At 55.9% G+C, this 20,315-nt stretch carries 21 protein-coding genes; 5 read left to right on the top strand and 16 right to left on the bottom strand.

Translation table 11 applies throughout. From position 1 onward, the window contains the following. Positions 1 to 16 precede the first annotated feature (16 nt). The gene (locus tag ACFIO0_RS04845; protein ID WP_390914122.1) at positions 17 to 1,072 is read left to right on the top strand and encodes a YeeE/YedE thiosulfate transporter family protein; all 1,056 of its coding nucleotides are present in this window, start codon (positions 17 to 19) and stop codon (positions 1,070 to 1,072) included. Between the two features lie 29 nt (positions 1,073 to 1,101). Here the strand turns inward: ACFIO0_RS04845 and ACFIO0_RS04840 are convergent, their stop codons facing one another. The 7 genes from ACFIO0_RS04840 to ACFIO0_RS04810 all read right to left on the bottom strand — a co-directional run bounded on the left by ACFIO0_RS04840 (position 1,102) and on the right by ACFIO0_RS04810 (position 8,463). Next, on the bottom strand, positions 1,102 to 2,754 hold the full coding sequence (locus tag ACFIO0_RS04840) for a Na/Pi symporter (RefSeq protein WP_390914120.1): 1,653 nt from the start codon (positions 2,752 to 2,754) through the stop codon (positions 1,102 to 1,104). Positions 2,755 to 2,786: 32 nt separating this feature from the next. Next, positions 2,787 to 3,578: a metallophosphoesterase gene (locus ACFIO0_RS04835; RefSeq protein ID WP_390914118.1), complete on the bottom strand. Its 792-nt coding sequence runs from the start codon at positions 3,576 to 3,578 to the stop codon at positions 2,787 to 2,789. Further along, the gene (locus tag ACFIO0_RS04830) at positions 3,575 to 4,384 is read right to left on the bottom strand and encodes an ABC transporter permease subunit (RefSeq protein ID WP_390914116.1); all 810 of its coding nucleotides are present in this window, start codon (positions 4,382 to 4,384) and stop codon (positions 3,575 to 3,577) included. Before ACFIO0_RS04830 ends, ACFIO0_RS04835 begins: the two co-directional genes overlap by 4 nt. Then, on the bottom strand, positions 4,381 to 5,274 hold the full coding sequence (locus ACFIO0_RS04825) for an ABC transporter permease subunit (RefSeq protein WP_390914114.1): 894 nt from the start codon (positions 5,272 to 5,274) through the stop codon (positions 4,381 to 4,383). The genes ACFIO0_RS04830 and ACFIO0_RS04825 overlap by 4 nt, the downstream gene beginning before the upstream one ends. A gap of 73 nt (positions 5,275 to 5,347) precedes the next feature. After that, entirely contained in the window at positions 5,348 to 6,616 is a 1,269-nt protein-coding gene (locus tag ACFIO0_RS04820; protein WP_390914112.1) for an extracellular solute-binding protein, read from the bottom strand. Positions 6,617 to 6,661: 45 nt separating this feature from the next. Further along, complete coding sequence (locus ACFIO0_RS04815) at positions 6,662 to 7,687, bottom strand: ATP-binding cassette domain-containing protein (RefSeq protein WP_390914110.1); 1,026 nt, start codon at positions 7,685 to 7,687, stop codon at positions 6,662 to 6,664. Continuing rightward, complete coding sequence (locus ACFIO0_RS04810; protein WP_390914108.1) at positions 7,684 to 8,463, bottom strand: DeoR family transcriptional regulator; 780 nt, start codon at positions 8,461 to 8,463, stop codon at positions 7,684 to 7,686. The genes ACFIO0_RS04815 and ACFIO0_RS04810 overlap by 4 nt, the downstream gene beginning before the upstream one ends. Before the next feature lie 246 nt (positions 8,464 to 8,709). On the opposite strand from ACFIO0_RS04810, the gene ACFIO0_RS04805 reads away from it, so the two are divergent. Continuing rightward, entirely contained in the window at positions 8,710 to 9,594 is an 885-nt protein-coding gene (locus ACFIO0_RS04805) for an HAD hydrolase-like protein (protein ID WP_390914106.1), read from the top strand. Between the two features lie 4 nt (positions 9,595 to 9,598). Here ACFIO0_RS04805 and ACFIO0_RS04800 read toward each other — a convergent pair whose 3' ends face one another. Then, positions 9,599 to 9,988, bottom strand: coding sequence for a winged helix-turn-helix transcriptional regulator (locus tag ACFIO0_RS04800; protein WP_390914104.1), 390 nt, complete (start codon positions 9,986 to 9,988; stop codon positions 9,599 to 9,601). A gap of 95 nt (positions 9,989 to 10,083) precedes the next feature. On the opposite strand from ACFIO0_RS04800, the gene ACFIO0_RS04795 reads away from it, so the two are divergent. After that, positions 10,084 to 10,725 (top strand): nitroreductase family protein, encoded by a 642-nt coding sequence (locus ACFIO0_RS04795; protein ID WP_390914103.1) that lies wholly within the window; start codon positions 10,084 to 10,086, stop codon positions 10,723 to 10,725. Positions 10,726 to 10,808: 83 nt separating this feature from the next. On the opposite strand, the gene ACFIO0_RS04790 is transcribed toward ACFIO0_RS04795, so the two are convergent. The 5 genes from ACFIO0_RS04790 to ACFIO0_RS04770 all read right to left on the bottom strand — a co-directional run bounded on the left by ACFIO0_RS04790 (position 10,809) and on the right by ACFIO0_RS04770 (position 15,366). After that, on the bottom strand, positions 10,809 to 12,014 hold the full coding sequence (locus tag ACFIO0_RS04790; protein WP_390914101.1) for an FAD-dependent oxidoreductase: 1,206 nt from the start codon (positions 12,012 to 12,014) through the stop codon (positions 10,809 to 10,811). Further along, a complete protein-coding gene (locus tag ACFIO0_RS04785; RefSeq protein ID WP_390914099.1) occupies positions 12,011 to 12,820 on the bottom strand; it encodes an ABC transporter permease subunit in 810 nt (269 codons plus the stop codon). Before ACFIO0_RS04785 ends, ACFIO0_RS04790 begins: the two co-directional genes overlap by 4 nt. Continuing rightward, positions 12,813 to 13,580 (bottom strand): ATP-binding cassette domain-containing protein, encoded by a 768-nt coding sequence (locus tag ACFIO0_RS04780; RefSeq protein WP_390914097.1) that lies wholly within the window; start codon positions 13,578 to 13,580, stop codon positions 12,813 to 12,815. Before ACFIO0_RS04780 ends, ACFIO0_RS04785 begins: the two co-directional genes overlap by 8 nt. A 66-nt stretch (positions 13,581 to 13,646) precedes the next feature. Beyond that, positions 13,647 to 14,666 (bottom strand): ABC transporter substrate-binding protein, encoded by a 1,020-nt coding sequence (locus ACFIO0_RS04775; RefSeq protein ID WP_390914095.1) that lies wholly within the window; start codon positions 14,664 to 14,666, stop codon positions 13,647 to 13,649. Between the two features lie 34 nt (positions 14,667 to 14,700). Next, positions 14,701 to 15,366: a GntR family transcriptional regulator gene (locus ACFIO0_RS04770; protein ID WP_390915280.1), complete on the bottom strand. Its 666-nt coding sequence runs from the start codon at positions 15,364 to 15,366 to the stop codon at positions 14,701 to 14,703. Positions 15,367 to 15,448: 82 nt separating this feature from the next. Between ACFIO0_RS04770 and ACFIO0_RS04765 the strand changes: the two genes are divergently transcribed. After that, a complete protein-coding gene (locus ACFIO0_RS04765) occupies positions 15,449 to 16,231 on the top strand; it encodes a shikimate dehydrogenase family protein (RefSeq protein WP_390914094.1) in 783 nt (260 codons plus the stop codon). A 245-nt stretch (positions 16,232 to 16,476) separates the two neighbouring features. On the opposite strand, the gene ACFIO0_RS04760 is transcribed toward ACFIO0_RS04765, so the two are convergent. The 3 genes from ACFIO0_RS04760 to ACFIO0_RS04750 form a co-directional block, all read right to left on the bottom strand. Beyond that, positions 16,477 to 16,899 (bottom strand): MAPEG family protein, encoded by a 423-nt coding sequence (locus ACFIO0_RS04760; RefSeq protein WP_390914092.1) that lies wholly within the window; start codon positions 16,897 to 16,899, stop codon positions 16,477 to 16,479. 106 nt (positions 16,900 to 17,005) lie between these two features. Beyond that, on the bottom strand, positions 17,006 to 17,911 hold the full coding sequence (locus tag ACFIO0_RS04755; protein ID WP_390914090.1) for a LysR substrate-binding domain-containing protein: 906 nt from the start codon (positions 17,909 to 17,911) through the stop codon (positions 17,006 to 17,008). A gap of 239 nt (positions 17,912 to 18,150) precedes the next feature. Next, positions 18,151 to 19,101: an ornithine cyclodeaminase family protein gene (locus tag ACFIO0_RS04750; RefSeq protein WP_390914088.1), complete on the bottom strand. Its 951-nt coding sequence runs from the start codon at positions 19,099 to 19,101 to the stop codon at positions 18,151 to 18,153. On the opposite strand from ACFIO0_RS04750, the gene ACFIO0_RS04745 reads away from it, so the two are divergent. Then, on the top strand, positions 19,100 to 20,284 hold the full coding sequence (locus ACFIO0_RS04745; protein WP_390914087.1) for an aminotransferase class I/II-fold pyridoxal phosphate-dependent enzyme: 1,185 nt from the start codon (positions 19,100 to 19,102) through the stop codon (positions 20,282 to 20,284). The two genes, ACFIO0_RS04750 and ACFIO0_RS04745, sit on opposite strands and share 2 nt — an antisense overlap. The last annotated feature ends 31 nt before the right edge of the window (positions 20,285 to 20,315 follow it).

Genomic DNA, 20,315 nt, shown 5'->3' with positions numbered 1-20,315 from the left:
CACATGGAAAACGCAGGTGTTTGATGTCGTATCCGAGCCTGTCGCCGTTGCCATTGTCGGCCTGATCGGCGGCATTCTGTTAGGGCTTGCCGCGCGCATCGGACGCTTTTGCACCCTTGGTGCCATCGAAGATCTTTATTACGGCGAAAACACACTGCGCTTGCGCATGTGGGGCATCGCCATCGGCGTATCCGTCGTCGGGACGTTCAGCCTGTCCGCCACAGGATTGCTGGATCTGGAACAAACACTCTACTTGTCACGCAGCTGGAATCCGGTGGCCAGCATCTTTGGCGGGCTGGTCTTTGGCTACGGCATGGCCTTGGCTGGCAACTGCGGTTACGGCGCGCTGGCGCGGGTTGGCGGTGGCGATTTACGCGCGCTTTTGATCGTGCTGATCATGGGCATATCCGCCTATGTGACATTGGGCGGCCCCCTATCCGGTTTGCGCATTTGGGCGTTCGGCGCGTCCGAGGAAACGCTGAACACGTCGACTTTTGCCCATTTGGGCGCACAGCTGACAGGGCTATCGCTCGAACGCACCGGCATCGCGATTGGCGTTGCCATTTTAGCGCTGACCTTGGTGAACCGTGACATGCGCAACGCTGGCAGCCATGTGTTCTGGGGGGCAATTGGCGGCGTTGCGATTGTCACAGGTTGGGCCGGCACACAGTGGATCGCCAGCACCGGTTTTGAGGCAATCCCTGTTGTCAGCCACACGTTTTCCGCACCAATCGGCGAGACAGTTCTGTACGCCATGACCTCATCGGGCAATTCCATCAGCTTTGGCACCGGATCTGTTGTTGGGGTGCTGCTGGGTGCTTTGATTGGCAGCCTGTTCAAAGGCCATTTCAGATGGGAAGCCTGCGACGATCCACGCGAATTACGCCGCCAAATTCTAGGGGCTGCCCTGATGGGAATGGGGGCGGTTGTCGCTGTCGGGTGCAGCGTCGGTCAGGGCCTGTCAGCATTTTCCGTGCTGGCCTTAAGCGCGCCGCTCACGTTGATCTGCATCATGATCGGAGCGGCCATTGGCCTGCGCCAATTGATCTTGGGGTTCGGTCCATCTGTTTGATCTAAAATACAATTTTAGACTGAACGCCGTTAAGCCAATCTGCTTTTCAACAAATCCCCGGATTTCGACAAAATTGGATACCCGACCATCGAAAACGCTGTGTTCACTTGCTTGAGCGCCCGCAACGTTTCTTGGTGAATATTGCTGGTTTCAATGCTTTCGGCCAAACCTTCGCGCAAACGACCAATGTGATTGCGTTGCAATTTTTGCTCGACTTTGCGGACTTTTTCTTTGGCGGCGACCAACTCCCGTGCCTCGGCGGGGTTTTGGTTCATCATCACGTTCAGCGCCAGTTGCACATTGCTTTGCACCCGGTCGGAAAAGTCACCGATCTCTTCACGCCCTTTCGGGGAAAACTGCAGCTTTTGGGCGTTCAGGCGGCCCGCCAGTTCCAGCATGATCCGGGCAATGGCATCTGACGCAGAATCCAGACTGGACGAGATCGAGGCAAGCTCCATAGAGCGCCCTCCAAGGTCCTCGTCCAACCCCTTTTGCCCGAGCCGCGCGAGGTATAGTTTTACGTCCAGATGCATCTTTTTAATCGTCACATCCTGATCGCGGATCGATGTCGCCGCCGCGTCATTCCAAGTGTCATAAAGTGGCTCAACCGCGCTGAGCATGCGTTCAATTTTTTGGCCCATTCCCAGCAATTCTCGGGCCGCACAATCCAAGCCACGCTGCGGGCGCGCCAAAGCGGCAGGATCAAGCGCACTGGCCGCCTGCAACGGATTTTCGCCCTCAGCCTTGTCCGGCATCAAACGCGTCAGTAACCCCGTCAAAACCCCTACAAATGGCAATGAAACAACGGCCAAAGCCACGTTAAACGCCAGATGAAGGTTGATTGATTGACGCGCAGCCGTAGCCCCAAGGCGACCCAAGACGTCTGGAAATGTGAAAATAACAAAGGTCGCCAAAACTGCCCCACCGCCGCGCAAAACCAGGTTTGCCACGATCATCCGACGCGATGACAACGGTGCTGACAACGTCAAAACATACGCAATGAAAGCACCACCCAGATTGGCCCCGAGGATCATCGCACCAGCCGCAGGCCCCGGCAAAACCGCCTGCCCGGCGAGGGTGACAAACAACAAAACGGCCGCAACGCTGGAATGCACAACCCACGCAAAAACTGCGCCCAGAATGAACGCCGTCAACAGATCGCCTGCCAAATACGCCATGACAGTTTCGGTCGCAGGGTTGGCCACCATCGGGCCAGTGGCCGCGCGGATCATATCGAGCGACACAAAAATCAACGCCAATCCGATCAGGATGCGACCGATTTGGCGTGTGCTGCCGGTTGCGCGTAAAAATACTGCTACACCGACCAACAACAACAGCGGAATAAGAAACGCTTGGCGCACCATCAACAGCTGGGTGACAACCGCCGATCCGACATCCGCCCCCAACAGGATTGCCAAACCGACCGCCGTGGCCAGTCCGCCTTTGGACACAAAATTTGACACCAGAACTGCCACAGCCGTCGAGCTTTGCAAGAACACCGCAGCGCCCATGCCCGTCGCGGCGGCGACCAGCCGGTTTTTGGCAGAATGGCGCAGCCAGAACCGCAGTGGCGCTGCAAATCCGCGCTCGACCCCTGTGCGCACCAAACGCACAGCCCAAATCAGCAGCGCTGCCGCCCCCGCAATATTGAGAAGGAATTGGATCAGGTTCGGTTCATCCACAAAGGAAACTTTCTGTCAGCACTGCGGTCGCATCAAAACGGGAACGGACCGGGCCCTGCGTTTGGGCCAATTCGAATTGAATGGAACCCTGCCTCCCATTTATGCAAGAGGCAACCGTCTTCGAGCGACATGAACCCCACAGGCGCATCGGCGCGACGATCATACGCGAATGTGCTGCAAGGCGACGGGGCCGAAATCGCGACATGCCCGCCCACATCCGCAACCGTCATGGAATGGATGTGCCCGCAAATGATCCGCAACGGACCGGCATGATCCGCCAGCAACTCGCAAAAGACGTCGCGATTGGTCAGGCCGATATCATCCAAGAATTTGACCCCTGTCTGGAACGGCGGGTGGTGCATGGCCAACAGAACCGGCGCGTCTTTTGCATTTTTCAGTTGGGTCTTTAGAAACGCCAAAGACGACGGTACCAACGTGCCTTCGCGCGCCCCTTCGACCAGCGTATCAAGGCCGATCACCGTCAGATCCCCGATTTTCTGGGCCCAATCCAAGGGGCCATCCGCAGCGAACTGATCGCCAAAGGTGGCGCGCATCGGTGCACGAGCATCGTGATTGCCCGGGATCACCAGCAGCGGCAGACCAAGTGGTTCGAGCAGCGATTTGACCCTGTCATAGCTTTCGGGCGAACCATTATCGCTCAGGTCTCCGCTGATCAAAATCGCGTCGATCGCATCAATCTGGTGTTGGATTGACGTGATCCGTTCGATCAGACGTGTCAGGGCAGCAAACGTATCCAGCCGACCTGAAACCAGCGCCCCTTCGGGCACGATGTGAGTATCGGTGATTTGCAAAATTGCGGTCATTTGATCCCTGCGCGCAGAAAGGCTTGGACGAATTGTCGTTGGAAAATCAGGAACGCGATAAGCAGCGGTGCGACTGACATCAAAGTTGCGGCGGAAATGACGCTGATGTCGACGCCGTTTTCCGGGGCACCAAAAATCGAAAGCCCAACCGTCAGTGGCCGCGTTTCCGGCGAATTGGTCACGATCAACGGCCACAGAAAATTGTTCCAATGGGTCGAGACCGAAACCAAAGCATAGGCCAAATAGGTCGGTTTGGCCAACGGCACATAGACGCGCCACAAAATGCCCAACAAACCACAGCCCTCAATCCGCGCGGCCTCGTGCAGCTCGATCGGGACACCTTTGAACGCTTGGCGCATCAAGAAAATACCGAACGCGCTGGCCATGTAGGGCATGCCGACGCCCAGGATCGTGTCGAACAGACCCAAACGTGACACCATCGCGTAGTTCTCGACGATCAGAACTTCGGGCAGAATAAACAGCTGCATCAACACCAGAATAAACACGAAATCCTTGCCGCGAAAGTTCAGTTGCGCAAAGGCAAACCCGGCCAAAGTTGTCAGAATGAACTGACCGATCAGGATAACAGTCACCAAGCTAAAGGTGTTGATAAAGTATTTTAACCAAGGCGCGCCGTTCCACGCCACACGGAAATTATCCAACGTCCAAGGCGAAAACAGTTTCAAGTTCACCGCATCAGACGTCGAATGGGTGGCGGCCCAGAATGCAAACAACAGTGGCGCGATCCAGATGATTGCCAAAAGGATCGCGCCGAAGCTGTCCATGAAAGTGCTGAGGCGTTTCATTGGTGATGCGTCCTTTTGTCAAGATAAAGGAACTGCACGGCCGCCACGATTGCGAGCACAGCGATCACAAGGATCGTCATCGCTGCGGCTTGTGGCGCGTCAAAGAACGCAAAGGCCATTTCCCAGATGTAATACAGCAAGAGTTTCGAGGCATCCGACGGCCCCCCCTTGGTCAGGATAAACAGGTGATCAATCAGCTTGACCGAATTGATCAACGCATTCACCGCGATGAACACAGTGGTCGGCATCAACAACGGCAGCACAATCCGGCGGGTGTAAGTCCAGCGGCTGGCCCCCTCGATATCTGCGGCCTCTTTCAGATCCTCGGGGATGGTTTGCAAAGCCGCGAGATAGAAGATCATAAAGAACCCCGCCTCTTTCCAGATCGTCACGATGATAATCGCCCAGAGTGCGGTTTCAGGCTGTCCCAGCCAGTTCACCGACGGCAGGCCAAAGACGGACCCGATTTGATCCAGCACACCTAAACCGGGGGTGTAAAAGAACAGCCACAAATTGGCGGCAGCAATCATCGGCAGCACGGTCGGTGTGAAATAGGCGGTGCGCACAAAGCCACGCGCCGAAATTTTAGAGTTCGCCCAAAGCGCCATTGCAAGAGCGATGCCAATGGACACAGGGATGGTCACGCCCGCGTACAAAAGGTTGTTTTTGACCACGAGCCAGAATGTCGGATCCACAAACAGGTCGGTGTAGTTTTCGCTGCCGACAAATTCGACAGGCTTGCGACGGGTGCCACGTGAAAACACGCTGGACCAAAGCGTCGCCATTGTCGGGTAAAAGGCAAACACCGACAGCAACACCAGTGCCGGCGACAACAACAGCCAGCCATAGATGGCCTGCCTGCGGCGTTCTAGATTGGCATGGGCTGACATGGCGGCGTCTCCGGTTGAGAAGAGTCAGGCCGGTACGATCACGCACCGGCCCATCCGTGGTTATTGTCCGTGGTTATTGGTAGTCAGACAACAGGCGCACCGCGGCGGCCTGGGCTTCACCAAGGGCGTCGGCAGGCTCTTTTGCCCCGGTCAGCGCGGATTGGATCGCACTGTTCAGACCATCACGCACACGCGCTGTTTCAAACGTCGAAAACTCGGCAACGGCGTTTTCCAACTGGTTGCGCGCAACCAACGCTGGCGGAAATTCAGCGGTGTAAGCTTTCAACGCCTCCGTTTCATACGCTGCCGGGGACACGCCCATGTAGCCAGTCGCGATGGACCATGCCGCCGCTTGTTCTGGTGACGTCATAAACTGCATCAACTTTAGTGCGGCGGCTTTTTCCTCGTCTGTTGTGTCTTTGAACAGATAGAAGTTACCGCCACCTGTGGGTGAACCAAGGCGCGCATTGCCCGGCAGTTCTGCGACACCGAAATCAAAGCTTGCGCCCTTTTTCACGGCCGTCAGATTGCCTGTAGAATGCCACATCATCGCGGTTTGACCCTCTAGAAAGGCTTGGCGCAAGGTGCCCCATTCGACCGTACCTGTGGGCATAATGCCATGCTCGGCGGACAGTGATTTCCAGAATTCCAGCGTTTCAACAACGGTTGGGTCGTCAAAATATGTGGTCAGACCGTCGCCAGACATGACCTCTTTGCCGTTCTGGATCGCGAGCGCTTGGAACATCCAATACGGATAACCGGTGGACGGGATCATCAGACCGTGGGTGTCGTCCTTGGTCAGGGCCTTGCCCATCGAAATCATTTCGTCCCACGTGGTTGGCGGTGCCTCTGGATCCAGACCCGCGGCGCGGAACAAATCCTTGTTGTAGTAGGCCACGATTGTTGAGCGTTGGAACGGGATGCCCCAGGTTTGACCTTCGATTTTACCGTTTGCCATCAAGGCCGGGTAAAAGCTGTTTAGCCATTCCTTGTCAGCGTCCGTTGTCGCAACGTCTTCGAACGGAACGATCAATTCCTGTTCGATCAGGTCATAGGCGTCGATCGAAAACATGACCGCCAACTGCGCAGCTTCGCCCGACGCAAGCGCGGACAAGGCCCGCACGCGAGTGTCGTCATAGTTGCCCGAATAGATCGCGGTGACGTTGATGTCAGGGTTGGCGGTTTCAAAATCGGCGACGATGCCGTCAACGACTTCGGTCAAAGACCCCCCGACAGCAATCGGGTAATACATCGTAAGCTCGGTTTCAGCACTTGCCGTTGTGACAAGGCCTGCTGCCATTGCAGTCGCAAGTCCAAGCGCGGTTGTTGAAAATAGTTTCATGGTTTCCTCCCTAGGATTTTATCGGTCTTTTAGCCGTCGCAAACGTTACCCCTGCGCCGTCATTCTATGCCCGGCACCGTCAAAGACGTGCAGGCTGTCGTTGTGAAAATCGATGTCGACGATTTGACCTTCGGGCATCATCGCCATGCCGGGTTTAAGGACGCTCAGCCCTGTCGCACGATCATGCTCCAGCCCGATCAATGTCTCGGAGCCTAGAAATTCGCTTTCGCTCACGGTGCAGGTCATCCGGCCTTTGCCTTTGGCCACGATTTCGATGTTCTCGGCCCGAATGCCCAATGTCTGACCTATCTCGTACCCGTTCAGACCGGCGGCCTCGATCAGCGCCATTGGCGGTGCGCCCACGAACTCTGCGACAAAGGTATTATTGGGCTTGTTGTACAGGTCCTGCGGCGGGCCAACCTGTTGGATATGACCATCTTTCATCAAGACAACTGTGTCGGCCATGCTCATGGCCTCGGTCTGGTCGTGGGTCACGTAAACCACGGTGATGCCCAGATCGCGCTGCAGTTTTTTGATGTCTTTGCGCACAGAGTTACGCAGCTTGGCGTCGAGGTTCGACAAAGGTTCATCCATCAAACACAACCGCTGCCCTGCAACAATCGCCCGCGCAAGCGCCACCCGTTGGCGTTGCCCACCCGACAATTCGCCCAGTTTACGGTTTTCATAGCCAAGCAATCCGGTAATTTCCAAAGCCCTGTGCAGCTTTTGTTGACGCTCGGCTTTTGGCACCCGCCGCACCTTCAGGCCGAACACGACGTTCTCGGCGACCGACAAATGCGGGAACAACGCGTAGGATTGGAACACCATGGACAGGTTTCGATCTGACGCCGCACTGGTCGTCACGTCCTTGCCGTCAATGAAAATGGCCCCCTCATCGGGATGCTCGAGCCCGGCAAGCAAACGAAGCGTCGTGGATTTGCCGCACCCCGACGGCCCCAGCAGCGCGGTAAAGCTGCCTTCGGGAATATCCAACGAAATACCTTCGACGCCCAACTGGCCATTCCAGCGCTTGGCCACGTCTTTGATCACCACAAACGGGGCAGCCGTCATGCGCCTTCTCCTTCGGCTATCACAAGCCTGTCGCTGATTTTACCCAATAGCGGCGCAAATTCCGCAGCCGGGTGGCGGTCGATAATGACCGTATCGATGCTGGTGATGTTGTCGCCCAGCGCCGGCGCCGTGCGTCCGAATTTGGACCCGTCCACCACCAACAACGATTGTTGCGCGTTTTCGCAAATCTTTTGTGTCGCCCGGACTTCGGTTGTGTGAAATTCCAACAGCCCGCCGTCAGCTGCGATGCCTGCGGTGCCGAAAACCGCGAATTCTGCGCGAAACCGCCCGAAGAAATCCAAAACTTCGTTCCCAAGAATATCGCGATCCGGCAAACGCAATTCGCCGCCCGGCAGCATGATCCGGTTTGACACTTCTTCGCTAAGTGCCATCGCCGCACTGAGGTTATTGGTGATCACGGTCAGACCCTTACGACGCCGCAAGGCCTGCGCGACACTTAGTGGGGTCGATCCAATCGAAATAAACAGCGTCGCACCATCGGGGATCAGGCTGGCGGCGGCCTCACCGATGGCGCGCTTGCCCAGCAGGTTGGTGCCGGCGCGTTGATCAAAAGGCGTATTCAGGAATTCTTGGCTTAGCTCGATGCGGCCGTGCACACGGTGCAACATGTCACCCTCGCACAGCTTGTCTACATCGCGCCTGATCGTCTGCATCGTGACGTCAAAACGTTCAGCCAGCGATCCAACGGTGACGGCACCCTGCTCTAGAACAAGGGTCGTAATCGCCTCGCGTCGCTTCGCTTTTTTAGATGACATCCAAACCCCACACACTTGGTGAGGTCACGTTAGGCGTTCAAAAGCAACAAAACAACATTTTAATGTTGCATCTCAAGATACACTTATCAACTAGTTGATATTTATAACTTAAATCATAATGTGTTCACGAAAATCCATACAAAATGCCTCAGAATCGCATCGTTTTGTTGTTTTCCCTTTTCCTCTTGGCATTTATCCGTACTGTTACACCCAATCCAATCCGTCACCCATCCTGACCGGGGCAGCATGCAAACAACGCAATCGATTTTTGACCGCTACGAAGAAGTGGCTGACAGGCTTCCCAAGGTTATCGACCAACCAAAGACGGCTGACATTTCATCATTGCTGGATATTACCGACGACATTGACGCCTTTGTTTTTGACGCTTTTGGCGTGCTGAATGTCGGCGAAACGATGATACCTGGTGCCGACCGTCGCCTCGATCAACTGCGTGAACGTGGCTGTTCCATTCGGATTTTGACCAACGCCGCCAGCTACGATCGTGCCGGCGCAATCGACAAATTCAAGCGTTTGGGTCTCAGCGTCGCTGATGACGAAATCATCACCAGTCGCGAGGCAGCCTTGCTTCATTTGGCCGACGGGCATTGGGGGGTTGCTGCGGCAACATCAGATACTTTGACTGACCTTCCGCCCTCTGCTGATCGACTAGAAGACTGCGCGAAAATCTATACTGCTGTAGACCAGTTCCTATTCTTATCGACCGCCGAGTGGACCGAGAAACGACAAGACCTGCTGGTGGCAGCGATGCGACAACGCCCCCGTCCCCTCTTGATCGGGAACGCCGATTTGGCAGCGCCACGCGACAACGGGTTTTCGATAGAACCCGGCCACTACGGCCACCTTATCGCAGACGAATTTCCCGACCACGTGCGGTTTTTCGGCAAACCTTTTCCAGAGGTCTATGATCTGATCGAGACGTCACTAGCCGGGGTCCCGCCGCAGCGCATAGCCATGTGCGGTGACACGCTGCACACCGATATTTTGGGGGCTGCTGCACGTGGCTGGCGCACTGTTCTAGTCACCCAAGACGGGTTGTTCGCCGGATACGACACAGACGCGTTTTCGGAACGATCCAACCTGTTTGCAGATTGGCGGCTTGGCCGCATTTAGCGAGTTAGGCTGAAGCATCATACGCTTCACGGGCGGCATCAATGGCTGAAAGGTTCTCAAGCGCCCAATACCCCAAAGCAGCGACAGGCGCGCGAAAGGATTCGCCGAGCGGCGTCAGATTGTATTCGACCTTGGGCGGGATCGTCGGGTGATAGGTGCGATTGACCAGACCATCACGTTCCAACTCTTTTAACGTAAGGCTCAGCATGCGTTGCGAAATTCCCAAATTCCGCTTCAGTTCATTGAACCGCAGCGTGCCGTATTGCGACAGCGAGATGACCACCAGAACGCTCCAGCGGTCCCCGACCCGCGACAGGACACCATTGATGCGTTTGCAATCGGGGCATTGTTCGGCGTCCAGCATGGCGGTTCCCTTTTTGTAACCGAGGGTCAAAATTGTGCCTCCTTGCGAAGGATTTTGGTACCGAATATAGCGTCGGTAACAAATGTATACCGCACCATTCCGGTGCCGACAATGGGATCAGATAAATGACCAACAAAACCCTCAGTGACCAGTTGAACTGGCGTTATGCAACTAAGAAAATGGACCCTACAAAACCTGTCCCACAGGACAAAGTCGACGCTATCATCGAGGCCATTCGACTGGCTCCGACATCAAGTGGCACGCAGCCATTTGAGCTGATATTGGTGACAAATCAGGACGTTAAGACAAAAATTTGCAAAGCGGCAGGCGATCAAGCCCAGATCACCGATGGCTCTCATCTGTTGGTATTTGCCGCGTGGGACACCTACACCGCCGAGCGTATCGATGATGTTGTGCAACTGAATGTCGAAGCACGTGGCGATTTGCCAATGCTGAACGCCTATTACGACAATTTGAAAAGCAACTATGTGCCTCGCGACGCCGAGGTCAACTATGCGCACGCGGCGCGCCAAGCCTATATTGCGTTGGGAATTGCGCTGGTGGCTGCGGCCGAGCAAGAAGTCGACAGCACGCCGATGGAAGGCTTCGATCCAAGCAAAGTTGACGAGATTTTGGGTCTTACTGCGCGTGGCCTGCGATCGGTTGTTTTGCTGCCACTGGGGTACCGCGACCCTGCGGCGGACTGGCTGTTGCCGATGAAAAAGGTGCGCAAATCGCGCGACACAATCGTGACGCTGGTCGACTAGGCACGCAGGCGGGCGACGACGTTAGCAGCACTGTGCAGTTTGCGCGGTGCTGCTCCTCGCCCTTCGGGCAATGGTAGTGCCCCTTAGAAACAGTCGCAGGCGCCGCGACCTGCGGCTTCTCCGGTGGCGAACGCGGTTCCCATCACACGGATTGATCCGAACGCCATGTCGTCAGCGCCGATCAAACGGCCGGCGTAGAACACGTTATCCAACCCTGTTGCGCGAAGGCAATCGAGCGGGATATCGGCAAACCCGTCCCCGCCCACGGAATGATATACCGGTTTCCCCGGCTCCGAGTGATCCTCGATTGGCCACGCGGCTTTGGCAACACCGTCACTGCGTTGGCGCCCCGTGCGCAGATCCTCGGCCGTTAGATCGTAGCGCGCGGGGGGATGACGGCTTTCGCGGATACCGATTTGTGGGCCACTCGATGACAGATACGCGTGCTCGAACCCGGGAACATGCGCGCGCAGCACGTCGACATAATCATGCGCAGCCCCTCGTGCGGCTTGTTCGGCGCGCGTAAAGCTTTCTGAGGACAGATCCGCGATCGCATGATCAAACATCATCCACCACATTTCTCCGGTGCGCGGAACTTCGGTAAAGATGCCCCCATCGGTGCGCGCAGACGGGTATTGGCCGGTCCGGTTATAAACCTCGAACCCTGCAATCACCGCGTCGCGGTCGATCGGGACAGTGTGATCACGCCCGCCAATCCGAATGGGTGCCGAGATCGCTTGCAGGTGCCCGTTTTCATTGCCAACACGGCAGTCCAAACCGGCCAACATCGCGAGGTTCGCGTCACCCGTGGCGTCCACAAACGCCTCTGCCGCGACGCGTCTGCGCCCTTCCATGCCGGCCAATGTGACCGATTGGATCCGATCTGCTGTGCGTGCAACTGCGGCCACGCGCGTGTGCAACAACACGTCCACGCCGGCCTTGATCAACACGCGATCCAGCGCCAGTTTCACCGCTTCCGGCTCTAGCAGGATGATCCAGTTCAAGGTCGTTGGCGAACAGAACGGATCGCAGTCCAACCCCAAGCTGCGCAATTCGTCCAGAACCAGATCCGCAACCCCGCCAACCGCCTTGATCGGGGTTGCCCCCTGTTGGAAAAAACCGCAATAGGCCAGCACGTTGGACGACGTCGCAGCCCCACCCAAAAAGCCATATTTCTCGACCAGCAGAACATCCGCACCTGCATGGGCCGCGCCCAAAGCGGCACCAACACCACCCGCACCGCCGCCCGCAACAACCACGTCATAGTCACATTCAGGCTTGCGGCTCATGATCGCCAACCAAGAAGGCGACGCTCAATCGCGCCGATCACAGTGCTTAGAATGACGCCCAACAGCGACAGGATCACGACGCCAGCAAAGAGGCGCTCCAGATCATACAGCGATCCGGCCTCTAGGATGTAGGCACCAATTCCGTATTCGGCCCCCAGCATTTCGGCAGCGACCAGCAGAATAATCGCAATCGCCAGTGAAATGCGAAGACCGGACAAGATACCGGGCATGGCCCCTGGCAAAACGATCTTGCGAACAATCGAAAACCACGACAGCCCAAAACTTTGACCCATGCGGATCAGCGACCGGTCAACGTTGTCGACCGCGCCGTAGGTGGCGACGACCGTGGGCGTGAACGTGCCAAAGGCGATCAGGGCGTATTTGCTGGCCTCGTCGATCCCGAACCAGATTACAAACAACGGCAACAAGGCGATTTTGGGGATCGGAAAGATCGCGGCCACCAGCGGCACCAAACCTGCGCGCACGTAAGAAAACAGCCCGATCATGACGCCAACCGCGATCCCGATTGTCGCACCAATCGTGGCCCCCACAGCAAGACGACTGAGGGATGGGAACAGGTGTTTGAACAATAATCCACTGTCCCACAGCTCTGCAAAGGTCGCCAGCACGTCGGACGGTTTTGGCAAGGTCAGCGACGACACAAACCCACTTTGTGTACCGATTTCCATGATTGCGATCAAAAAGACGAAAACGATCAGTCCGACCCAGCGGCGTGATTTTGGCGCGAACCCGCCGCCGCGAAATCGGACCTCGATCGGTTGGGTTTTTGGCGTTGCATCAGACATCAAGCAATTCCTCATCAGCGGCGCGGGCCTCTTCGCGCATCAAATCCCAAAGGTGTTTCTGCGTGCGCTCTAACTCGGCATCTCCGTGACCACGTGCAGCCAAGGGCGTTTCGATTTCGACGACCTCGCGGATTTGACCGGGACGACGGGACAAGACGACAATCTGGTGGCCCAGTCGCACGGCTTCGGCCAGATTATGGGTGACATAACAGGCGGTGAACGGCTGGCGGGTCCACAAGGTCACCAGATCATCCATCAACAATTCGCGGGTCTGGCTATCAAGGGCAGACAGCGGTTCATCCATCAACATCACCGCCGGTTTGACGGCCAGCGCGCGCGCAATGGCGACCCGTTGTTTCATGCCACCGGACAATTGCCGCGGCAGCGCGTTTTTGAAATCACTCAGCTTGGTGCGCGCCAGAACATCCGCGATAATATCGTTCGCACGCGCACCTTTGATGCCGTGATCTTCGAGCACCAGTGAAATATTTCCATGCACCGAACGCCAAGGCAGCAGCGCAAAATCCTGAAACACATACGTCAGCGGATTCAGGCAGCCCTCTGGTGGCGACCCAAGCTGCAAAACCCGCCCCGCAGACGGTCGCTCTAGCCCGCCCAGCAGACGCAGCAACGTCGATTTGCCACAGCCAGACGGGCCGACAAGGCAGACGATTTTGCCGGTTGGAATATCCAGCGAAATGTCACGCAAGACTTCTGTGTCGCCATAGGAATGACTGATCGCATCCAAGCGAATATCCATGAATTTTTCCTGAACAAAGAGACATCGGCTGGCCACATCAAACAGCGGCCAGCCGTGTTTTAGACCTTAGGCCTCAAAGGTGTCGACGTAGCTGGTGTCAACGAACGTATCGAGGGTGATGTCACCATCAATAAGGCCCTCGGACTGGAACCAGCTCAGCTGATCCTGAACCGACGCCGTGTTCAGGCGCGCGCCCTCATTGATCCGCATCGTGCCATTGATGATGGACGGTGCTGCTTTTTCACGCGGACGATCCGTGTAGACGTATTTATGGATCAGATCGACCATGTCATTAACGCCGTCCTCGCCGCTGGCTTTGTCGATCATGGTGGCGTTATAGTCATTTGCCCCCATGCCAAAGGCCTTGATGAAATCGGCCGTCTGGCCGCGTTCGTCGCTTGCGTTTTTGGCGGATGTGAACACCGTTGTGACCTGATAGTTCGGCAAATAATCGGACACATTCCCGATGATGTGAACCGCGCCAGACCCTGCGAGCGGTTTGGCGATGTGCGGCACGATGGACCATGCATCGATCTGGCCGGATTTAAGCGCGCCAATGATCGCTCCGACTTTTTGCAGCGGCGTGAACGACATGTCGACACCTTCGGCCTGCGCGATTTTGGAGCCCATGTAGTGAAAGGACGATCCGGCAGTTGAAATCCCGAATTTCTTGCCTGCCAGACCTGCCGGTGTTGTGACACCAGCCTGAAATGCTGCGTCTGAGACAAGGATTTTTTGACCGTCAATGCCCGGTTCTTCGCTGAGCGCGCCGCCGATGACTTTGATCGCGCCCTTGTCAGCCAGTGAAATCAAGCCACCCGAGATCGCCGTTACGGCGTAATCGACATCACCTGACGCGATGGCCACGGCCATGGGCTGTGCGGCTTGGAAAAAGCGCAATTCGACATCAAGGCCAGCGGCTTTGAAATAGTCACGCTCTGCCGCGATAAAGCTGGCGGAATGCGACGTGAAGCGCAACGCCCCCACCACGATCTTTTTGTTTTGCGCAATTGCTGGTGCTGCAAGGCTGGACGCCGCCGCCGCACCGATCAGGCCCAGTGTCTGACGTCTGTTGAAAATGACCATTGTTTCCTCCCTAAATGATCCGTTCTGTGTTATTTCAGGCGCCCAAATCGGCACCAATATCGTCTTCAAGAACCCCAAGCGCGCGTGTCTCGTCACGTGCAATAACGGCGTCTTGCAATTGGGCCCTGCGCACCGCGCGCGCGGCAAAATCAATGCGACCTTCGCGCAAAAGCGCGAGACGAAAACGCCGCGATTGGCCGTAAAATTGTGCCGCCATCGTGCTTAACCTTGGCGAACCACTGGACGAAATCAGCGCCATACTCAGATCCCGGCAGGCCTCGTCCCATTGCAAGGCCGTCACGTCATCAGGGTTGTCTTGAACTTGACCATCAGCACGGCTGACCGCGTGCAGGGCTGCAATCACACGGCTTTCCCATGCGACATCGCCGCGCTCAAGCGAGCGTTTAAGACCCAGTTTTTCAACCTCAAGGCGCACCAGTAGAATATCACGAAGATCGTCTTCGGTGGCTGAGGTGACGCGAAAACCCCGTTGATTGGTTGCTTCGACCACCCCTTCGGAGGACAAAATGCGCAGCGTTTCGCGCATCGAATGGTTGGATCCACCATAGCTTTGCCGCAGGTCCGTGATCTTGAGCTTTTGATCAGGGCGCAGCACGCCAAACGAAATGTCGCGCCGGATCGCAGAGGCCAGCATTTCAACCACAGTGTCGTCTTCTGATCTACGTCCGCCAAACAGCAATTCGTTCACCTTTTTAAAAAATGTTGGATATTTTTCGCAATATTGAAGACAATGAGTCAAGCCCATTTTTGAAAGCCTCAAGATGCCCATCACCGGAAAAACCAAAATTATCCCGATCATCGGCAGTCCGATTGCAAATGTATTTTCGCCCCCAACCTTCAATTCTGCCTTTGATGCGAAAGGGTTAGACATTGCCATGGTGCCACTGGACGTGTCCCAATCAGGCGTGTCGGGGTTTTGGGAATTGCTACGCCACAGCGCCAACATGATCGGATGCTCGGTCACCTATCCGCATAAACAGGCCGCGTTTATCGCCATGGACAACTGCAGCACGCGCGCCGCGCGGTTGGGCGCGGTCAATACCGTACGATCCAAAAATGGCCGGTTGATCGGGGATGCAACGGACGGCTTGGCGATGTGCGCAGCGATCGATGCGGCCGGAATTCCTATCAAAAACGGTGTGGCGCATGTTTTGGGGGCCGGCGGTGGGGCTGGAATAGCCATCGTCGATGCCCTGTGCGAAAGGGGCATTTCGCAATTGATCCTTAGCGAAACGGATAAAGAGCGCGCGAAATCCGTGAACGATCTGATAGCGCAGCACTGGCCCGACGTGGTTGTTTCACAATCCACAAAAGCTGGCGCTATCTTGATCAATGCGACAACTCTTGGGAAAGATTTACAAGACCCGCAGCCGTTCACGGATCAAGACATCAAATCTGCGAAACTGGTATGCGACGTCATCACGCGCGCCACCCCAACGACGCTTTGTTTGGCAGCCCAAGCAAATGGCAAACCAACTGTGTCCGGACATCAGATGGGGCAATGCCAATTGGACGTACAGCTTGGGTTTCTCGGGATTGCGTGACGCGCGAAAGCTAAATCCGTTAGGCCCACACAGTCCCAATCGTCCACACTCCGCTCTTTGGTCTCAACTCTGGTTCCCTGGAAATCAAAGTCGCATCAATCTCTACGTCTTGATGGAGAACCTGAATGGCCCTGCCCCCGACAAAGCGACAATTTTCATACCAATTGTCGTAGTATTCAAAGTATCGTGGTGACGTTTGGCATGTTCAACGTCCCAGACGATTTCAGGTACGCACTACGCCCGATTTACATCGCCAGCAGATACAACAAGTACACGCCAAGAACGATGCCAGACAGCCCAGTGCCAAGCGCGCCAAACAGCCGGCACAACACATAAATCCGCGCGCTGTTTTCCTGCCCATGAGAGCCCGCCAGCGATGAAAACGCCGTCGCATGAGCGATGCGTGACACGAGAAAAACCACACCAATGATGGTTGTAACCATGCCGCCACCTGACAGAATTTCAGCAAAACCTAGCACAACAAGAAAGATCGCGGCATTTTCCGCGAGGTTCCCGTGACGGCGAATTTTCCGCTCCAATTCGTTGTCATCACCAAATCCAACGCCAATTGCGACCTTTCCCCGGTGCGTGCCTGTGATCATCATAAACACCTGTTGCATAATGATTAAAAATGCACCGACAAATGCGGCGATGTAAGGAAATTCCATGGTGTGTCTCCAGTCATGCGGACGGATCGGTCCCGTTGGTTCAAACACATTTCTGGCGTAGCAAATTTACATTGTCATCGGCGCATTGCGCACCAGAGTGGCGCATTCACGCACCAGTCTTTCCCAAAAACTGCGATTTCGCGTCTCGCATAACCTTTTCGGCAAAGGTCATAAAGGCTTTGATCCGTGCTGTTCTGCGCAGATCAGCGTGTGTAAGCAACCAAATATCACGTGCTTTCATCGGCTTGCGCGTCGTGGCACGTACCAGCTCGGGATCATTGTCGCCCATGATGCACGGCAGCATTGCCAACCCCATTCCGCCCCGCGCCGCTGCTTGTTGCATAGAAGGTTCCGGGAAATGCCCCCAAAGCGGCACGCCGCCAAATCCAGCCTCTTTTGTCCACGCAGGAAACCTGTTCTTGCCTGCGTGCCAAGCCACCCAGCGCGCAGACTCAGGATCGTTTTCAAAGTCATGTGAATCGAGATAATCTTGGGTCGCATAGACCGTTTGATAATAAGGATAGAGCCGCTTTCCGACCAATGTTTGGGGTGGATTGTTGTCGATACGCAGGGCAATATCGGCCTCGCGCCGCGAAATATCCACAACTTTTGTGGTCATGATCATGTGTACTTCGATGTTGGGATGAGTTTCCGCAAATTCTGCCAATCGTGGCGCAAATGCATGAACGGCCATAGATTCAGCCATTGTGACGGTGACAATACCGCTCAGGTCGCGGTCCTGGCCCGAGATGAACCGCTCCGCATCGTTCAAACGCAGCCCGCATTCTTGCACGGTAGACGCAAACCTCTCGCCAGCGGAGGTCAGAACAAAGCCTTCGGGTTTGCGATCAAATAATTTGGTCCCTAGCGCGTGTTCTAGACTGTCCATCCGGCGACTGACGGTTGAATGATGCACGTTCAGTTCCTTGGCGGCGCGACGCACTGATCCCGCAACAGCAACTACTGCGAAACTCTTCACGTCTTCCCAGTCTAAATTCTGCGCACCCAGCATGGTTAAATCCTTTTGTCACTCAATGAGGTGGCTCATTGGCACACCACTAATACGCAATTTTGTACAATGATGTACTGTTTTTAAACAACCTGCCTCTAAGCGAGTTGTTTTTGCTGGTCGGGATTGGGGGCATCTTCGGAGCGCTAGGCGATCGTAAAATGATCGTCGTTTTCATCCCACGCAGCCCATCAAGCAATCGCAGGATTTGAGTGCATGACGGTAACGTGCGTTTGCACCGCCTAGTTGGCGCCTTGTGCCGCCAGCACAACGTTAGCAATTGCAATGTCTTGGGCGGCGATCCCTGTCAAATCGGCAATCGAGATTTGCGCGGGATCAGTGCGCCCACGCACGTCCCCTGATAGGACAAGGCCGAGTTCGCTAACCTGTGTTGCCAGTATCTTTGCAGTACCAAAGGCATGGCAGAACTCTCCATGATCCAGACATTGAGCACTAGAATCCGCAACCAACACATCAGCGCGGGCCACGAGGTTCGTTTCAAGCTCTTGCTTGCCCGGCGCGTCCGCGCCCAGTGCTGTGACATGCGTACCTCTGTTCACCCACTCGTCCTTGATCAAGGGCGTGTTCGATCCGGTTGCCGTGACGATGATATCCGCCTTGCACGCTGCTGCCTCCAAATCCGGGGCAACCGCAATCGCGCACTTGCCGGTCATAGCTGCGACAACCGCTTGGGCCTTGGCATTCGACCGCCCCCAGACCTCGAATGTCAGATGGTCACCGATCAAAGCGATATGGCTTTGGATTTGCCGCAGTGCCTGTGGACCGGTCCCCACGACCAGAACCCGACGGCTATCGGCGCGGGCCAAATTCTTGGTTGCGATGGCCCCACCCAACCCCGTGCGAATATCCGTCAAAAGCATCTGATCGTGTAAAACCGCGTTCACAGCGCCCGTTTGCGCAGACATCACAAGGGACACACCGTTTCCTGTCGGCAATCCCGTTTCGGCATTCTGCGGAAAGCCGGTCGCGACCTTGATGACAAAATTGGGATCGCCTTGCACATGGCCGTATTTGATGTGGCAATCGGCAGATCGGTCGGGAAAGGTGATATGCCCGACCGCTGGCAAATTAACGTGCCCCCTGCTCGCAGCAATATACGCGGCGGCGATTGCCTGCCCTGCGATCTCTAGATCAATTAGGTCTTCGATTTGCGCGCGATCCAAGATAATCATGTCGTGCCAGCCCCTTATGCAACCCAAACAGGTGATCCCGACAATGCCGACATTGCCCGACTTCCGCCTTGAGACCCACTTTTCAAAATGGGAGTTCAAAGCGCGATACCACATGACCGCCTCTGATGCCGAGAGCATTTCGATGCGCGATTTGCTGGCAATGGCAACACCGCAGGAACGCGAAGAGTTTGACGGCATGTCGCTCGGCTACACCGAAACCTATGGCGCGCCCGATCTGCGCGCCACGATTGCCACCATCTACAAACGGCAGGCCGCATCCGACATTTTGTGTTTCGCCGGCGCCAGCGAAGGCATTTTTGCAGCCAACAACGTGATCCTTGACGCCGACAGCCACGCCATCGTCGTCACCCCCAACTATCAAAGCCATGAAACCTTGCCCGTCGCGATCTGCGAGGCCACCGGCGTGCCGCTGGATCCAAACGATGGCTGGTCGTTGGATATTGACCGGGTCAAGGCTGCGATCAGACCAAACACCAAACTGATGACCATTAATTTCCCGCACAATCCGACGGGCACGATCCTGCCGTTGGATCGCTACATGGCGCTGGTGGATTTGTGTCGCACCCATGGCATCTACATTCTGCACGATGAAATTTTCAACGGGCTTGGCCCAACAGGCACCCGCCACCTGCCCTTTATCGCCGATGTTTACGAACGCGGGCTGTCGCTGAATGTGATGTCAAAATCATTTGGCCTGCCCGGTCTGCGCATTGGGTGGATCGCCTGCCAGGACGCTGAAATCCTGTCAAAAATGGAGCGGATGAAGCACTATTTGTCGATCTGCAATTCAGGCCCAAGCGAGCGACTGACCAAGATTGCATTGAACAATCGCGCACAGCTTTTGCGTCGGAACTGCGAAATCGTGGATCAGAACCTGCCAAAATGGGACGCATTCTTTGCACGGCACCCGGACTTGTTCGAATGGCGCCGCCCGGACGGGTCTTGTATGGCGTTCCCGCGCTACAAAGGGGCGGAAGGCGTAGATGCGTTCTGCCGGTCTTTGGTCGAAAAAAGCGGGGTGTTGTTGTTGCCCAGCACGATTTACCGCTCTGACCTTGGCGAAACACCGACCGATCGTTTCCGGTTGGGGTTTGGGCGGCTTGGACTGGACGAAGGTCTCGCGGCCTTAGAAGCCCATATCATGGGCAACACAGCGACGTAGCAGACCCGCCTGAATCCGGTTTTGGCCCAGA

The sequence above is a fragment of the Pseudosulfitobacter sp. SM2401 genome, from assembly GCF_042932805.1.
Taxonomy (GTDB): Bacteria; Pseudomonadota; Alphaproteobacteria; order Rhodobacterales; family Rhodobacteraceae; genus Ascidiaceihabitans.
This window is presented reverse-complemented; position numbering and strand designations above follow the sequence as displayed.

Excerpts from the sequence above, each read along its gene's own strand:
- ACFIO0_RS04745 (WP_390914087.1), top strand. The coding sequence starts at position 19,100 with ATGTCGTGCCAGCCCCTTATGCAACCCAAACAGGTGATCCCGACAATG.
- ACFIO0_RS04835 (WP_390914118.1), bottom strand. The coding sequence starts at position 3,578 with ATGACCGCAATTTTGCAAATCACCGATACTCACATCGTGCCCGAAGGG.
- ACFIO0_RS04760 (WP_390914092.1), bottom strand. The coding sequence starts at position 16,899 with ATGGAATTTCCTTACATCGCCGCATTTGTCGGTGCATTTTTAATCATT.
- ACFIO0_RS04825 (WP_390914114.1), bottom strand. The coding sequence starts at position 5,274 with ATGTCAGCCCATGCCAATCTAGAACGCCGCAGGCAGGCCATCTATGGC.
- ACFIO0_RS04790 (WP_390914101.1), bottom strand. The coding sequence starts at position 12,014 with ATGAGCCGCAAGCCTGAATGTGACTATGACGTGGTTGTTGCGGGCGGC.
- ACFIO0_RS04810 (WP_390914108.1), bottom strand. The coding sequence starts at position 8,463 with ATGTCATCTAAAAAAGCGAAGCGACGCGAGGCGATTACGACCCTTGTT.
- ACFIO0_RS04815 (WP_390914110.1), bottom strand. The coding sequence starts at position 7,687 with ATGACGGCTGCCCCGTTTGTGGTGATCAAAGACGTGGCCAAGCGCTGG.
- ACFIO0_RS04755 (WP_390914090.1), bottom strand. The coding sequence starts at position 17,911 with ATGCTGGGTGCGCAGAATTTAGACTGGGAAGACGTGAAGAGTTTCGCA.
- ACFIO0_RS04750 (WP_390914088.1), bottom strand. The coding sequence starts at position 19,101 with ATGATTATCTTGGATCGCGCGCAAATCGAAGACCTAATTGATCTAGAG.
- ACFIO0_RS04775 (WP_390914095.1), bottom strand. The coding sequence starts at position 14,666 with ATGGTCATTTTCAACAGACGTCAGACACTGGGCCTGATCGGTGCGGCG.
- ACFIO0_RS04785 (WP_390914099.1), bottom strand. The coding sequence starts at position 12,820 with ATGTCTGATGCAACGCCAAAAACCCAACCGATCGAGGTCCGATTTCGC.
- ACFIO0_RS04780 (WP_390914097.1), bottom strand. The coding sequence starts at position 13,580 with ATGGATATTCGCTTGGATGCGATCAGTCATTCCTATGGCGACACAGAA.
- ACFIO0_RS04795 (WP_390914103.1), top strand. The coding sequence starts at position 10,084 with ATGACCAACAAAACCCTCAGTGACCAGTTGAACTGGCGTTATGCAACT.
- ACFIO0_RS04830 (WP_390914116.1), bottom strand. The coding sequence starts at position 4,384 with ATGAAACGCCTCAGCACTTTCATGGACAGCTTCGGCGCGATCCTTTTG.
- ACFIO0_RS04805 (WP_390914106.1), top strand. The coding sequence starts at position 8,710 with ATGCAAACAACGCAATCGATTTTTGACCGCTACGAAGAAGTGGCTGAC.
- ACFIO0_RS04765 (WP_390914094.1), top strand. The coding sequence starts at position 15,449 with ATGCCCATCACCGGAAAAACCAAAATTATCCCGATCATCGGCAGTCCG.
- ACFIO0_RS04820 (WP_390914112.1), bottom strand. The coding sequence starts at position 6,616 with ATGAAACTATTTTCAACAACCGCGCTTGGACTTGCGACTGCAATGGCA.